The sequence below is a fragment of the Vibrio sp. 10N.222.54.E6 genome, from assembly GCF_041473955.1.
GTDB classification, from domain to species: Bacteria; Pseudomonadota; Gammaproteobacteria; order Enterobacterales; family Vibrionaceae; genus Vibrio; species Vibrio tasmaniensis_A.
The window spans coordinates 68,410-83,217 of record NZ_JBFRTD010000014.1 but is presented as its reverse complement, the minus strand read 5'-3'; the positions used below and the strand labels follow the sequence as shown (position 1 = coordinate 83,217).

Here is a 14,808-nt window from a genome sequence, read left to right as displayed (position 1 = left end):
TCACGCTTGTGATTTTTTTGGTGAATCGTTCCATTAAAAATATTTACTACAAAGTTTTAACCTACACATCAGCCAAACGATAAACTAACCCGCCAATACAAAACCACCATTCAGTTGATATCGCTAACACTTAAACAAAAAACAGCACAAACAAAACCAAAACACTGCCAATGCACGCTGATATTGGATTTTCTTGTTTGACGCTCAGAATAAATTACGGTAAATATGGTGTTAACAGTTTATTTACGGATATTTGTGTAATGATTTTTTCTTCTTCTCTACTGCTGAAACTTCTCCTTATCGTGAACCAATCGCGCGGGTAAGTTGTGGGTCAAGAACTACACAAATATTAAAACCCGCACTGAGCGGGTTTTTTTGTAACTGGCACTTTTAAAAGAACATCATTCTTAATAATAATTTGGATAGCAATCGATTCATTATCGATATAAGGAAGCACCCATGAACGATCAAGTAATAATTTTTGATACTACCTTACGTGACGGCGAGCAAGCATTGGCTGCAAGCCTTACGGTAAAAGAGAAGTTACAGATCGCTTATGCTCTTGAGAGACTGGGTGTAGATGTTATCGAAGCTGGCTTCCCTATTTCTTCTCCGGGTGATTTTGAGTCAGTACAAACCATCGCTAAACACATCAAAGACAGCCGTATTTGTGCGCTTTCTCGTGCCGTAGCGAAAGATATCGATGCCGCTGCCGAAGCGCTTAAAGTTGCTGACCAGTTCCGTATTCATACCTTCATCTCAACATCAACGGTTCACGTACAAGACAAATTACGCCGCAGCTACGATGACGTAGTAGAGATGGCAGTGAAAGCAGTCAAGCACGCTCGTAACTATACCGATGATGTTGAATTCTCTTGTGAAGATGCCGGCCGTACCCCTATCGACAACCTATGTCGCATGGTTGAAGCCGCGATTAACGCAGGCGCGAAAACCATCAACATTCCAGACACAGTGGGCTACACAGTACCAAATGAGTTTGGTGGCATTATCAAGACGCTATTCGATCGCGTACCCAACATCGACCAAGCGATCATCTCTGTTCACTGTCACGATGACTTAGGTATGTCGGTTGCAAACTCAATTGCTGCTGTGCAAGCGGGCGCTCGCCAAATTGAAGGCACAATCAACGGTATTGGCGAACGTGCAGGTAACTGTTCTTTAGAAGAAATTGCAATGATCATCAAAACTCGCCAAGAGCTTTTGGGTGTTCATACTGGCTTGGATCACAAAGAGATTCACCGTACCAGTAAGTTGGTTAGCCAACTTTGCCACATGCCGATTCAAGACAATAAAGCAATCGTCGGTGCTAACGCATTCAGCCACTCTTCAGGTATTCACCAAGATGGCATGCTTAAGAACAAGAACACTTACGAGATCATGACGCCTGAGTCTATTGGCTTGAAAAACAAAGCCTTAAACCTAACAAGTCGTAGTGGCCGAGCCGCTGTTAAGAGCCACATGGACGCGATGGGTTATAAAGACAATGAGTACAACCTAGATTCATTGTACGAAGACTTCTTGAAGCTTGCTGATCGTAAAGGACAAGTGTTCGATTACGACCTAGAAGCATTGATGCACTTCGCGAATCTACGTGATGAAGATGACTTCTATAAACTTAACTACCTAAGCGTACAATCTGGTAGTGTTATGTCTACCACCAGCATCAAACTGCAATGTGGTGATGAAGAGAAATGCGAAGCGGCTGTCGGCAACGGCCCGGTTGATGCTTTATACCAATGTATCTACCGCTTAACAGGCTACGAAATCGCGTTGGATAAGTTCGACCTAACTGCAAAAGGTGAAGGTGAAGATGGCTTAGGTCAAGCTGACATCATTGCTAACTATAAAGGCCGTAAGTACCACGGTACGGGCGTTTCAACAGATATCGTTGAAGCTTCTGGTCAAGCGTTGCTACACGTTATCAATAGCATTCAACGCGCAGACACTATTGCTGAAATGAAGCAGCAAAAATTCGCGACAGTTTAATACCCCAATAACAGAGCCCTAGAGCCGATGTTGTTGGCTTTAGGGACAAAATTTAAAACGAGCCAAACAGCTCAGTAACAAGAATTAAAGGATTAACATGACAGATAAATCATACAAGATTGCCGTACTACCTGGTGATGGCATTGGCCCAGAAGTAATGCAGCAAGCACATAAAGTGCTAGACGCGATTGAAAAGAAGCACGCGATTAGCTTTTCTCGCGAAGAGTATGATGTTGGTGGTATCGCAATTGATAATCACGGCTGCCCACTTCCAGAAGCGACAGTAACGGGCTGTGAAGAATCTGACGCAGTACTATTTGGCTCGGTTGGCGGACCTAAGTGGGAACATCTCCCACCAAACGATCAACCAGAGCGTGGTGCCCTACTTCCTCTACGTAAACACTTCCAACTGTTCTGTAACTTACGTCCTGCACAAATCCATAAAGGTCTAGAGTCTTTCTCTCCTTTGCGTGCAGACATCTCAGGTAACGGCTTCGACATCGTTGTTGTTCGTGAACTAACTGGCGGTATCTACTTCGGTCAACCAAAAGGCCGTGAAGGCGAAGGCGCAACAGAGAAAGCCTTTGATACTGAGGTTTACCACCGTTACGAAATCGAACGAATTGCGAAGATTGCTTTTGAATCCGCTCGTCTACGTAACAAAAACGTTTACTCAATCGATAAAGCGAACGTTCTTCAGAGCTCTATCTTATGGCGTGAAGTGGTTGAAGAGATCGCAAAAGATTACCCAGATGTCACGCTAAAGCACATGTACATCGACAACGCGACCATGCAACTAATCAAAGATCCATCTCAGTTTGATGTGATGCTTTGTTCAAACATCTTCGGTGACATCATCTCTGATGAGTGTGCAATGATCACAGGCTCTATGGGTATGCTTCCTTCTGCAAGCTTGAACGAAAGCAACTTCGGCCTATACGAACCAGCAGGTGGCAGTGCTCCAGATATCGCAGGTAAGAACATTGCGAACCCAGTCGCGCAAATTCTTTCGGCAGCGCTAATGCTTCGTTACAGCCTAGGCGAAGAAGCGGCAGCGCAAGACATCGAAACAGCGGTATCTAAAGCACTTTCTGCAGGCGAGCTAACTGCAGACCTTGCAGGCAAGAACCAAGCGCTGACTACCTCAGAAATGGGTGACAAGATCGCTGAGTACATCTTAGCTTCATAAGCTAGATGCTTAGATTAAAAGCAAGTACATAAGAATAATATCAAGCCAAGTCAGCTTAGACAGTATGACTTGGCTAGAAACAAACACTGGGACTGATGCTCCCAAGGAAGAAAAGCTATGTCGACAAACCAGCAAGCAAAAACCTTATACGAAAAAGTTTATGACGCTCACGTTGCGGTTGCAGCGAAGGGCGAAACGCCAATTCTTTATATCGATCGCCACTTAGTCCACGAAGTAACGTCGCCACAAGCCTTTGATGGCCTGCGTGAAAAAGGTCGTAAAGTTCGCCAAGTAGGCAAAACTTTTGCGACCATGGATCACAACGTATCGACACAAACGAAAGACATCAACGCTTCGGGTGAAATGGCTCGTATCCAAATGGAAACGCTATCAAAAAACTGTGAAGAGTTTGGTGTCACGCTTTACGATCTAAACCACAAATACCAAGGTATTGTGCACGTAATGGGTCCTGAGCTAGGTATTACTCTGCCGGGCATGACCATCGTATGTGGTGACTCACACACTGCAACACACGGTGCATTTGGTTCTTTAGCATTCGGTATCGGTACTTCTGAAGTTGAGCACGTTCTAGCAACTCAAACGCTAAAACAAGCGCGCGCTAAAACCATGAAGATCGAAGTAAAAGGCAAAGTCGCTGAAGGCATTACCGCAAAAGATATCGTACTCGCGATCATAGGCAAGACAACAGCCGCTGGCGGTACAGGCTACGTGGTTGAATTCTGTGGTGAGGCAATTACTGACCTTACAATGGAAGGTCGTATGACGGTATGTAACATGGCAATCGAGCTTGGCGCTAAAGCAGGCTTAATCGCTCCAGATGCAACGACATATGAATACATTAAAGGTCGTAAGTTCTCTCCACAAGGTGAAGACTTAGAAGCAGCAATCGAATACTGGGACACATTGAAAACTGATGCTGACGCTGAATTCGATGCAGTTGTGACACTAGAAGCAGCAGACATCAAACCACAAGTTACTTGGGGCACTAACCCAGGTCAGGTTATCTCGGTAGACACACCAATCCCTGCACCAGAAAGCTTCGCAGATCCTGTTGAAAAAGCTTCAGCAGAAAAGGCTCTAGCGTACATGGGTCTTGAAGCGGGTAAATCTCTATCGGATTACAACGTTGATAAAGTCTTCGTAGGTTCTTGTACTAACTCGCGTATCGAAGACATGCGTGCAGCTGCAGCAATAGCAAAAGGCCGCCAAGTAGCGAAACATGTTCAAGCATTGATCGTTCCGGGCTCTGAGCAAGTAAAAGCACAAGCGGAAGCTGAAGGCCTAGATAAGATCTTTATCGAAGCCGGCTTTGAATGGCGCCTGCCGGGTTGCTCTATGTGTCTTGCAATGAACAATGACCGTCTAGGTCCACAAGAGCGCTGTGCTTCTACATCAAACCGTAACTTTGAAGGTCGCCAAGGCCGTGATGGTCGTACGCACCTAGTTAGCCCAGCAATGGCAGCCGCAGCAGCAATCGCTGGTCACTTTGTCGATATTCGTGAACTTTAATTAGAGGATTTAACATGTCAGGTTTTCAACAACACACCGGATTAGTCGTTCCTCTAGATACGGCCAACATCGATACTGATGCGATCATTCCAAAGCAGTTTCTACAGAAAGTGAACCGTATCGGTTTTGGTAAGCATTTGTTCCACGACTGGCGCTTCCTTGATGATGCAGGCCAACAACCAAACCCTGAGTTTGTAATGAATGCACCACGCTATAAAGGCGCTTCAATTCTACTGGCTCGTGAAAACTTCGGTTGTGGTTCATCTCGTGAGCACGCACCTTGGGCGCTTGCCGATTACGGTATTCAAGTGATGATCGCGCCAAGCTTTGCTGATATTTTCTACGGTAACTCGATCAACAACCAGATGGTGCCTGTTCGTCTTTCAGAGCAGGAAGTCGATGAACTATTCCAGTTTGTTGAAGCAAACGAAGGCGCTGAGATCGACGTTGATTTAGAAGCAATGAAAGTCAGAGCAAACGGTAAAGAGTACTCGTTTGAAATTGATGAGTTCCGTCGTCACTGTTTGCTGAATGGCCTAGATAACATCGGCCTAACGCTTCAACATGCCGATAAGATCTCAGAGTTTGAAGCTAAGATTCCTAGCTTCCTGAAGTAAAGAAGTCTTGAAATAGAATCACACAGTTTTGTGTTCATATAAAAGGTTGGCTTAGCGCCAACCTTTTTTATTTGGCTAAGCTTTTAACTTAACTTCATATGTTTATTTAAATGAAGAGCATTGAAAGAAAATGGTAAGCCTTAAGGTCTTAGTAGTCAGTCATCAGGAGAATGCCATGAAACAACTACTTTTTATTGTCAGCCTACTTTTCTCAACCTTAGCTTGGTCTGCGCCTAAATCCGATCTTTGGCCATACTGGAACCAAAGCGACGAAACCAATCTAGAACAGGTATCTCATCAAGATTGGCAGCAATTTATCGATAGCTACTTAGTTAAACAAGGGCAAAACACCCTAGTTCGCTATCAAGCCGTGAGCACTGCAGATAAGACAAAGCTCAAGCAATACATCAAGAGGCTAGAGCAGTTGAATCCACTCGACTACTCAAAAGCGGAACAATATGCCTACTGGGTTAATTTATATAACGCCGTGACTGTCGATTTAATTCTTGATGCCTACCCAATAAAATCCATCACCAAGCTCGGCGGACTGTTTAGTTTTGGACCGTGGGGAGATGATGTAGTAATCGTTAACGGGAAGTCACTAACACTCAATGATATTGAGCATCGAATTTTAAGACCGATTTGGCAAGATCCGCGCACGCATTACGCGGTGAATTGCGCGAGTTTAGGTTGCCCTAACTTACAGCCTGAAGCTTTTACCTCTGACAACACTGCAGCCTTGTTAGAACAAGCTGCTAGTGATTTTGTAAATAGTGATAAGGGCGTGTTAATTGAAAACAATAAACTACAACTATCATCGATTTACGATTGGTTTGCTGTGGATTTTGGTACAGAGAAACAACTCATTCAACACTTAGACCAGTATCGAACAAAGCCGGTGACGAACACTAACAAAATCAGCTATGACTATGATTGGTCGCTCAACCAAGCAAACTAGTTTTAACGTTAAAGCTCATGAATGAAGCCAAACAAAAAAAGAGGCTAAAGGTTTTTATTAACCACTTGCCTCTTTTTTATCTATTGAACTGTGTTTCTACAATTAAAAGCTTGAGCCCGGTTGCTGCAAGAACTCAACCTCTTCGGGAGTCGAAGCTCTCCCTAACACCTCATTACGGTGAGGGTAGCGACCAAAACGCTTGATGATGACCTTGTGCTTAAACTCAAAATCAAGATTATGTTCTAATCCCGTTTGAGAAAAGAGTTCCACAGCTTGTTCATGAACTAACAAAGACTCACTGTGCATATAAGGCATATACAGGAAGCTTTTCTGTTGCTCGTTAAGCTGGTGATCAAAACCACCCGCTACCGCCTCTTGGGCTAGAGCCAACGCCATCGGATCAGCCGAAAAAGCTGTCGGACTGTTTCTACCAATATTTCGAGAAAACTGATCAAGCACGATAATCTCAGCCAATCGTCCTTGCGCAGTTTGGCGCCACTCAAATAGCTCGCCTTGAATGGCTGCTTTATGCAATTCAGAAAATCGAGACTCTATCAAAGTGTCAATCTCGGCGCCGCCAGTAAACCAATCTTTAGGCGTCAACTCATCGAACCAAAACTCTAGAACATCCTGATACATTACCGTCATATAATTCCCTTTAATAAAAAACCGAGTAACTTTGTTATTACTCGGTTTAGTGTTCAATTACTTAAAACCTTTTACTTTCTTTATCAGATCATAAGCATTCTGAATTTCTTGCGATTTCTCTTTCGCAACATTCATCATCTCAGGCGGTAAGCCCTTCGCCATCAGTTTATCTGGGTGATGCTCATTCATCAGCTTGCGGTAAGCTTTCTTAACCTCTTTACCGTCGGCACTTTCACTTACACCGAGAACTTTAAACGCATCGGCCAATTGGTTTTGTTGCGAAGCCTGTTGCCAACCCGATGATTGACCATGGCCTTGATGGCCACCAAAGCTTCCACCTTGCTGTTGAAAACGAAATGCTGCTTCTTGCATCTGCAAGCGGCGCTCTAGCTGTTCTGCAGAAAATCCAAGGCCTTGCGCTATCTTATGTAAGACTTGGCGCTCACTCGGGTGCAAACTTCCATCGGCAAATGCTGCGGACACTTGTAGCTCAAGAAAAAACTGCAGAAGATCAAAACGACCGCCCGATGAGATTTTCACACGCTCAAGCACATCGCTTAACGGGAAGTCACTCTCTTTGCCGTCACGGAAAGCATCTTGAGCCGCTTTACGTTGTTCGCCATGCAGGTTCATACGCTCCATCATTGTAGAAGCGAGCTGAATCTCTTCTGGCGTGACCTGCCCCTTAGCTTTAGCAACGTGTCCCATAACCGCAAAGGCGGATTTAAAAAACTCGTTTTGTCTTTCAGCTTGGCTTGGACCTCGTCCAAAACCAGAGCTATTGAAGCCCGATTGGTTCAATCGGCGAGCTTTATCGAACTGGTGCCCTAAAAATAGGCCAAAAACTAAACCGAGCGGCCCCCCAAATAAAAAACCAAAAAAAGCGCCCAAAATTTTGCCAAATATTTGCATTATGTGTTCTCTATCTATGAATTTTGTCTGAGTAATGCTGTCTGATGATGCTGAATGCTAATATTTCCTTTATCATAAGGAAAATGCTTTATTAATTGGATTGATACTAGATCAACCCTTCATCTAGTGACACAGGATAGTTCAACTTCATGCAATTTTTTTCCCGCACCTTGTTAGCCGCGTCTATAAGTACGGCATTATACGTGTCGACAACTCAAGCTGAAACAATCACCGATAGTAGTGTGCAGGAAATGCCCTCTATAGATCAATGCTTGATCGATCCCGCTGCAGAAAACGAGACACAACTTCCCGCTCATGTTGAGTCCGATCGCTTAGAGGCTATCAATGGTGACAAGGCAATCTACTCAGGTGATGTAAGAGTTACCCAAGGAAACAAAACCATCCTTGCCGACAATGTAACGCTTCACCAACAAGAAAATATCGTTGTAGCTGAAGGCAACGTAAACTTTAGCGATGGTCAAATAAAGTCAGTGGCAGACAGAGCCACTAACAATCTGACCACCGATGAAATGACGCTCGAAAATACCGATTATGAGTTTCTCTGTGAGCAAGGGCGAGGAGATGCGGTTTACATCGCAAAAACCGGAAAAGCGGTTTATGAGATTGAAGATGGCTCAATCACCTCTTGCCCTATCGGCGACAATGCATGGCGACTAAGAGCGTCAAGTATCGATGTCGACCAAAATGAAGAAGAGGCTACGTTCTACAACCCAAGGTTTGAAATTCAGAGCGTTCCTGTTTTTTATCTGCCGTACTTAACCGTTCCGATTGGTGATACGCGTAAAACAGGCTTCTTATATCCAACGGTATCATATGGCTCAAGTGATGGTTTTGAATTTGAGATCCCTGTTTATTGGAACTTGGCACCAGAGTATGACCTCAAAACCACTTTTAAGCACATGAAAGAGCGTGGTACCCAGCTTAACAGTGAATTTAGATATTTAAGCGATTTTGGTTCCGGGATGATTAAGTCTGAATACTTGCCTGATGACAAAAAATACCCAGAGAAAGGCAAACGTTGGGGGGCTCAACTTAATCACTCAGGAATATTCCAAGAATCTTGGTTGTTTGAAATTGATTACTCAAAAGTTGGCGATATCGAGTACTTCACAGATGTCAACGGAAGCGGCATTGGTAACCGTGAAGATGGCCAGCTTCTTCAAGAAGGGCAGGCTACATACCGTTCTCAAAATTGGGATGCGTCTGTACTTGTGCGAGATTTTCAGGTCCTCACAAATACGACAAACAACCTTCCATACCGCCTGCTCCCACAGCTTGAATATAACTATTATGCCCCTGAGGTAATGGAGTATTTAGATTTCGACTTGGTCAGCCATGTGTCTCTGTTTGATACAGATGCAAAAGGGAAACCATCGGCAACTCGTATTCACGTTGAGCCGGGAATTACAATTCCAGTAGGCAACACTTGGGGTACTTGGACCACAGAAGCCCGACTTCTTGGTACTTACTACCAACAAGATCTTGATGGTGTTGATACCACAAGTGACAAATATAAAGATTTAGAAAAGTCAGTAAGTCGAGTTATCCCTGAATTTAGGAGTCATGCTGGTATCGTTTTAGAAAGAGATACCAAGGTTATTGGTAACTACACTCAAACTCTAGAACCCCAAGTTCAATACCTGTATGTACCAAAAGAAGATCAAAACAACATTGGTCTTTACGATACGACACTTCTGCAGACTGATTATTATGGCCTGTTTAGAAGCCGTAAATACAGTGGTGTAGACCGTATCGCTGCAGCTAACCAAGTAAGCTACGGTGCATCATCTCGTTTCTTTGATGATGAGTATAAAGAGCGACTCAATGTGTCTTTTGGACAGATCTTTTATATCGACAAAGATACGAAACAACATCTAACACTTGATACTAAAGATAAGAACTCGAATTACTCATCTTGGGCTGTAGAAGTCGACTTTAATTACGACGACTACCTGTTTTATCATGGTGGGGTTCAGTACGACATCGATACCACAGCAATGCAACTAGCCAACAGCACCATTGAGTACCGTTTTTCTGGTGGTTATATCCAAACCAACTACCGCTACGTAACCAAAGAGTATATCGAAGACACTGTTGATTTTAATGTTGGATCGATTACTAAAGATGGTATATCTCAAGCAGGATTACTCGGAGCCTACCAGATTTCACGTAAGTGGAGTGCCAGCGCTCAGTACTTCTATGATTTAACAACCGAAGAGAACCTTGAGTGGTTAGCTAAACTCAATTACAAGTCCGATTGTTGGTATATCGGCTTCACCTATAGTAACCAATTGCGTAGATGGGAAGGTGATTACATCAACACATCGAATGCGACACCAGTATACGAGAAAAACTTTGGCTTTAACTTCGGTATTGTTGGCTTTGGTACCAATATAGGCTCTGATTCAAGCGAAGTAAGTGAAACAAGCTCAAATAACGCACTTAGCTACGGTCGCCCATTCTTCTTAAACAACTAACTTTCTTTACTGATAAAACATCGGTAAATATAAAGGATTACACATGACATTGTGGAAACGCACATTAATAGCTATCGCAGCCGCTTGTACTTTATCAACAAGCTATGCCGCACCAGTTGAACTCGATAGCGTAAAAGTAATCGTCAACGAGGGCGTGATCTTACAAAGTGACATTGATACTTCAATGAAAACACTGCGTGCAAACGCGAAGAAAAGCGGGCAAACACTACCATCACAAGACGTGCTCAATGAACAAGTACTCGAAAAGTTGATCATCGATACAATTCAGACCCAAGAAGCGGAACGTATTGGGGTTCGAATTGATGATGCTCGACTGGATCAAGCGATTGAAGGCATTGCCAAAGATAACAACCAAACAGTGCAACAACTTACAGCATCGGTTGCTGAAGAAGGCCTGAGCTACAATGCATTTCGTGAGCAAGTAAGAAAAGAGATTGCGGCAAGTGAAGCGCGCAATGCCTTGGTTCGTCGTCGTATTAATATCCTTCCTGCAGAAGTTGACAACCTAGCGGACATCTTAGCGCAAGAAACCAATGCGACGGTTCAATACAAAATTGGCCACATTCAACTGCGATTCAATGACGACCAAACCAAAGAAGAATTGGAAGCACAAGCGACTGATTTAGTGGAAGAGCTAAACAACGGCAAAGACTTCAGCACCATGGCTTATACTTACTCTAAAGGCCCTAAAGCACTGCAAGGTGGTGATTGGGGTTGGATGCGTAAAGAAGAGATGCCTACGATTTTTGCAGATCAAATAAAAATGCAGAACAAAGGCAGCATCATCGGCCCTTTCCGAAGTGGTGTTGGCTTCCATATTCTAAAAATTGAAGACGTAAAAGGTTTGGAAACCGTTGCAGTTACCGAAGTTAATGCACGTCATATTTTGATTAAGCCAACGGTTATCTTGAGTGATGACGGTGCGAAAGAGCAGCTTGAAGAAATCACTCGTCGTGTAAACGCAGGTGAAGCGAGCTTTGGTGACCTTGCACAGCAATACAGCCAAGACCCAGGTTCAGCAGTACAAGATGGTGAGTTAGGCTACCAAACTCCGGATTTATACGTACCTGAATTCAAGCACCAAGTAGAAACGTTACCTGAAGGTAAAATCAGTGCGCCATTCAAAACCGTGCACGGTTGGCACATTGTTGAAGTACTAGACCGTCGCGAAGTCGACCGTACCGATTCAGCATTGAAAAACAAAGCTTATCAAATTCTATTTAACCGTAAGTTCAACGAAGAAGTTGGTGCTTGGCTGCAAGAAGTAAGAGCTAGCGCCTTTGTTGAAGTGGTCGAGGATGACCAAGATGACAACTAAACGCCTTGTCATTACGGCAGGTGAACCAGCGGGAATTGGGCCAGATTTAACTCTCGCCTTATCCCAAGAAAGCTGGCCACATCAGCTCGTCGTTTGTGCGGACAAAACCCTATTAGCAGAGCGAGCTGAAATGTTAGGGATTGAGGTTGAGCTGTTGGATTACGATTCAACCGCGCCCAAGCAACCTCAACGCTCTGGAACATTGGTTGTGAAACACGTTCCACTAGCTGAAACAGCAGTTGCAGGCCAACTCAACGAGGCTAACGGTCATTACGTATTAAATACTTTAGAAACCGCAGCAATTGGCTGTATGAATGATGAATTTGATGCTATTGTCACCGGCCCTGTTCACAAGGGTGTAATTAACCGAGCTGGCGTTGCTTTTAGTGGCCATACCGAGTTCTTTGCAGAGAAGTCCAATACTCCACTTGTCGTGATGATGTTGGCAACAGAAGGGCTGCGTGTTGCTCTAGTAACAACGCACATCCCGCTAGCTTATGTATCTCAAGCAGTGACCGAAGACAGATTAGAGCAAATCATTGCTATTCTGCATAAAGACTTGGTTGAAAAATTTGCGATTGAGAAACCAGCTATCTACGTGTGTGGTTTGAATCCACATGCTGGTGAAGATGGTTGTTTGGGTCGTGAAGAGATAGAAACTATCACCCCTACGCTAGAAAAAATTCGCCAGAAAGATGGTATTAATTTAGTTGGCCCATTGCCAGCAGACACCATCTTTAATGAAAAATATTTGCAAGATGCAGATGCTGTTTTAGGTATGTATCACGACCAAGTACTCCCAGTATTGAAATACAAAGGGTTTGGTCGCTCAGTGAACATCACGCTTGGCTTACCGTTTATTCGCACATCAGTCGATCACGGTACCGCCTTAGACTTGGCAGGGAAAGGCCAAGCCGATACAGGGAGCTTTAGAACAGCGCTCACGCACGCCATTGAATTAGTAGAGAAAAAGCAATGAGAAATGATGTCCACTTAGGGCACAAAGCGCGTAAACGTTTTGGTCAAAACTTCCTTAACGATCCATACATTATTGATGGCATCGTATCGAGTATTAACCCACTACCAGGCCAGAACTTAGTAGAAATCGGCCCCGGTCTTGGTGCGATTACTGAGCCTGTTGGCAAGCTTGTCGACAAGTTCACAGTAATTGAACTGGATAGAGATCTTGCTGAACGTCTGCGTAATCACCCTGATCTTGCTGAAAAGTTAACGATCTATGAAGGCGATGCAATGAAGTTCGATTTCGAACAACTTGTTAAGCCAAACAACAAGCTACGTATCTTCGGTAACTTGCCATACAACATCTCTACACCATTGATGTTCCACCTTTTTGAGTTCCATAAAGACGTGCAAGACATGCACTTTATGCTTCAAAAAGAAGTCGTTAACCGATTAGCAGCGGGTCCTGGTACTAAAGCTTACGGTCGTCTAACGGTTATGGCTCAATATTACTGTAAAGTCACTCCTGTTTTAGAAGTGCCACCAACAGCATTTGTTCCGCCACCGAAAGTAGACTCTGCAGTCGTTCGCCTTCAGCCTTATGAAGTACTGCCTTACCCGGCAAAAGATCTTAAGTGGTTAGATCGCGTATGTCGCGAAGGCTTTAACCAGCGTCGTAAAACAGTACGTAACTGCTACAAGAGCCTAATCGACAAGGAAGTGCTTGAAGAGCTAGGTGTAAACCCTGGCATGCGCCCTGAGAACCTGACGCTCGAACAGTTTGTCGATATGGCGAACTGGTTGCACGACAGTCACAACGCTGATAAATAATCGAAAAAGGCTCCTACACTTCGGTGAGGAGCCTATTTTTTATGTAATACTTAAAGCATACCAACAACAAAAGGTGCGAATATGGATATATCTACGCCTTGTATCAAATGCCAAGTTCATTCTAAATATATTGAAGAACAATCTGAGCCATCTAAGAATCGCTACGTTTTCGCTTACATCATTACCATCAAAAATCTAAGTAAAACAACAGTACAACTTATGTCTCGTCGCTGGCTGATTACTGATTCCAACGGTAAACAACTCACCATAGAAGGTGATGGCGTGGTTGGACAGCAACCTGTGATTGAAGCCAATGACGAATACACATACACCAGTGGCACCGTCATCGAAACCCCAGTGGGAGTCATGCAGGGACACTATGTAATGACCGATCATAAAGGCATTGATTTCATAACAGAAGTCGACCCATTTAGACTGGCCATCCCCAATATTCTTAACTAGTACACATCTACCACTTACAGGAAAATGCTGTGTCGAATTATATTGTCGGAGACATCCAAGGATGCTTCGACGAACTTCAGTTACTGCTTGAAACCATCAACTTTGATAAACAACAAGATACGTTATGGGTCGCCGGAGACATAGTTGCTCGTGGCCCTAAATCCTTAGAGACGTTACGTTTTGTTCGTAGCCTTGGCAGTTCAGCGAAGGTGGTATTGGGTAACCATGATTTACATCTACTTGCGGTCTCCTTAGGCCTCTTTTCAGCCAAACCAAAAGACAAGACTCAACCAATTCTTGATGCTGAAGACCGTGACCAATTGCTGGAATGGTTAAGACAACAACCCTTGATGCAAGAACACCCTGAGTTTGTCATGACACATGCGGGCATCTCACCTCAATGGGACTTAGAACAAGCACGTACAGAGAATCGAGAGATAACGTCATTACTGAAATCGGACCGTTGGCAGTGGCTTATTGAGAACATGTACAGCAACACGCCAGATCTCTGGAACAACGAGTTGCAAGACATCGAACGTTATCGCTATGCGATCAATAGCCTGACAAGAATGCGCTTCTGTTTTGAAGATGGCCGACTCGACATGGCATGTAAGCTACCACCGAATGAAATTACCGATGAACCACTAGTGCCATGGTTTGACCTTCCGCAACGCATAAAGCTCGATAAAACCGTTGTTTTTGGACACTGGGCTGCGCTTGAAGGCTATAACGGAAAAGATGTAATTGGACTTGATACTGGGTGTGTGTGGGGGGGAGACTTGACGATACTTCGCTGGGAAGACAAACAGTTTTTCACTCAAAAAGCGCTATAGAAACACGAGATACGAGATACGAGA

The 14,808-nt window shown here is 44.0% G+C and carries 13 protein-coding genes; 11 read left to right on the top strand and 2 right to left on the bottom strand.

The window, feature by feature from the left end; translation table 11 throughout:
- Positions 1-459: 459 nt before the first annotated feature.
- From leuA to AB4513_RS09700, 5 genes are all read left to right on the top strand, one after another.
- Positions 460-2,007 (top strand): 2-isopropylmalate synthase, encoded by a 1,548-nt coding sequence (gene leuA / locus AB4513_RS09720; protein WP_009847816.1) that lies wholly within the window; start codon positions 460-462, stop codon positions 2,005-2,007.
- 97 nt (positions 2,008-2,104) lie between these two features.
- Positions 2,105-3,196, top strand: coding sequence for a 3-isopropylmalate dehydrogenase (gene leuB / locus AB4513_RS09715; RefSeq protein WP_009847817.1), 1,092 nt, complete (start codon positions 2,105-2,107; stop codon positions 3,194-3,196).
- A 117-nt stretch (positions 3,197-3,313) separates the two neighbouring features.
- Positions 3,314-4,726 (top strand): 3-isopropylmalate dehydratase large subunit, encoded by a 1,413-nt coding sequence (gene leuC / locus AB4513_RS09710; protein WP_009847818.1) that lies wholly within the window; start codon positions 3,314-3,316, stop codon positions 4,724-4,726.
- Between the two features lie 14 nt (positions 4,727-4,740).
- Complete coding sequence (leuD, locus tag AB4513_RS09705) at positions 4,741-5,343, top strand: 3-isopropylmalate dehydratase small subunit (protein ID WP_009847819.1); 603 nt, start codon at positions 4,741-4,743, stop codon at positions 5,341-5,343.
- A gap of 175 nt (positions 5,344-5,518) precedes the next feature.
- Positions 5,519-6,301 (top strand): DUF547 domain-containing protein, encoded by a 783-nt coding sequence (locus AB4513_RS09700; RefSeq protein ID WP_009847820.1) that lies wholly within the window; start codon positions 5,519-5,521, stop codon positions 6,299-6,301.
- Positions 6,302-6,403: 102 nt separating this feature from the next.
- On the opposite strand, the gene AB4513_RS09695 is transcribed toward AB4513_RS09700, so the two are convergent.
- Together AB4513_RS09695 and djlA are read right to left on the bottom strand one after the other, a co-directional pair.
- Positions 6,404-6,949, bottom strand: a complete 546-nt coding sequence (locus AB4513_RS09695) for a DUF924 family protein (protein ID WP_009847821.1) — start codon at positions 6,947-6,949, stop codon at positions 6,404-6,406.
- A 57-nt stretch (positions 6,950-7,006) separates the two neighbouring features.
- Positions 7,007-7,861 (bottom strand): co-chaperone DjlA, encoded by an 855-nt coding sequence (djlA, locus tag AB4513_RS09690; protein ID WP_009847822.1) that lies wholly within the window; start codon positions 7,859-7,861, stop codon positions 7,007-7,009.
- A gap of 149 nt (positions 7,862-8,010) precedes the next feature.
- Between djlA and lptD the strand changes: the two genes are divergently transcribed.
- The 6 genes from lptD (at position 8,011) to AB4513_RS09660 (ending at position 14,784) form a co-directional block, all read left to right on the top strand.
- Positions 8,011-10,359 carry an LPS assembly protein LptD gene (gene lptD, locus AB4513_RS09685; RefSeq protein ID WP_032555290.1) on the top strand — a complete coding sequence of 783 codons (2,349 nt, stop codon included), beginning with the start codon at positions 8,011-8,013 and terminating at the stop codon, positions 10,357-10,359.
- A 43-nt stretch (positions 10,360-10,402) separates the two neighbouring features.
- Positions 10,403-11,698, top strand: a complete 1,296-nt coding sequence (gene surA, locus AB4513_RS09680) for a peptidylprolyl isomerase SurA (RefSeq protein WP_009847824.1) — start codon at positions 10,403-10,405, stop codon at positions 11,696-11,698.
- Positions 11,688-12,677, top strand: coding sequence for a 4-hydroxythreonine-4-phosphate dehydrogenase PdxA (gene pdxA, locus AB4513_RS09675; RefSeq protein WP_009847825.1), 990 nt, complete (start codon positions 11,688-11,690; stop codon positions 12,675-12,677). The genes surA and pdxA overlap by 11 nt, the downstream gene beginning before the upstream one ends.
- Complete coding sequence (rsmA, locus tag AB4513_RS09670) at positions 12,674-13,489, top strand: 16S rRNA (adenine(1518)-N(6)/adenine(1519)-N(6))-dimethyltransferase RsmA (RefSeq protein WP_009847826.1); 816 nt, start codon at positions 12,674-12,676, stop codon at positions 13,487-13,489. The genes pdxA and rsmA overlap by 4 nt, the downstream gene beginning before the upstream one ends.
- Before the next feature lie 81 nt (positions 13,490-13,570).
- A complete protein-coding gene (gene apaG / locus AB4513_RS09665; protein ID WP_009847827.1) occupies positions 13,571-13,951 on the top strand; it encodes a Co2+/Mg2+ efflux protein ApaG in 381 nt (126 codons plus the stop codon).
- 29 nt (positions 13,952-13,980) lie between these two features.
- The gene (locus AB4513_RS09660) at positions 13,981-14,784 is read left to right on the top strand and encodes a symmetrical bis(5'-nucleosyl)-tetraphosphatase (RefSeq protein ID WP_009847828.1); all 804 of its coding nucleotides are present in this window, start codon (positions 13,981-13,983) and stop codon (positions 14,782-14,784) included.
- Positions 14,785-14,808 lie beyond the last annotated feature (24 nt).

Excerpts from the sequence above, each read along its gene's own strand:
- lptD (WP_032555290.1), top strand. The coding sequence starts at position 8,011 with ATGCAATTTTTTTCCCGCACCTTGTTAGCCGCGTCTATAAGTACGGCA.
- pdxA (WP_009847825.1), top strand. The coding sequence starts at position 11,688 with ATGACAACTAAACGCCTTGTCATTACGGCAGGTGAACCAGCGGGAATT.
- leuC (WP_009847818.1), top strand. The coding sequence starts at position 3,314 with ATGTCGACAAACCAGCAAGCAAAAACCTTATACGAAAAAGTTTATGAC.
- rsmA (WP_009847826.1), top strand. The coding sequence starts at position 12,674 with ATGAGAAATGATGTCCACTTAGGGCACAAAGCGCGTAAACGTTTTGGT.
- surA (WP_009847824.1), top strand. The coding sequence starts at position 10,403 with ATGACATTGTGGAAACGCACATTAATAGCTATCGCAGCCGCTTGTACT.
- leuD (WP_009847819.1), top strand. The coding sequence starts at position 4,741 with ATGTCAGGTTTTCAACAACACACCGGATTAGTCGTTCCTCTAGATACG.
- djlA (WP_009847822.1), bottom strand. The coding sequence starts at position 7,861 with ATGCAAATATTTGGCAAAATTTTGGGCGCTTTTTTTGGTTTTTTATTT.
- AB4513_RS09700 (WP_009847820.1), top strand. The coding sequence starts at position 5,519 with ATGAAACAACTACTTTTTATTGTCAGCCTACTTTTCTCAACCTTAGCT.
- leuB (WP_009847817.1), top strand. The coding sequence starts at position 2,105 with ATGACAGATAAATCATACAAGATTGCCGTACTACCTGGTGATGGCATT.
- leuA (WP_009847816.1), top strand. The coding sequence starts at position 460 with ATGAACGATCAAGTAATAATTTTTGATACTACCTTACGTGACGGCGAG.
- apaG (WP_009847827.1), top strand. The coding sequence starts at position 13,571 with ATGGATATATCTACGCCTTGTATCAAATGCCAAGTTCATTCTAAATAT.
- AB4513_RS09695 (WP_009847821.1), bottom strand. The coding sequence starts at position 6,949 with ATGACGGTAATGTATCAGGATGTTCTAGAGTTTTGGTTCGATGAGTTG.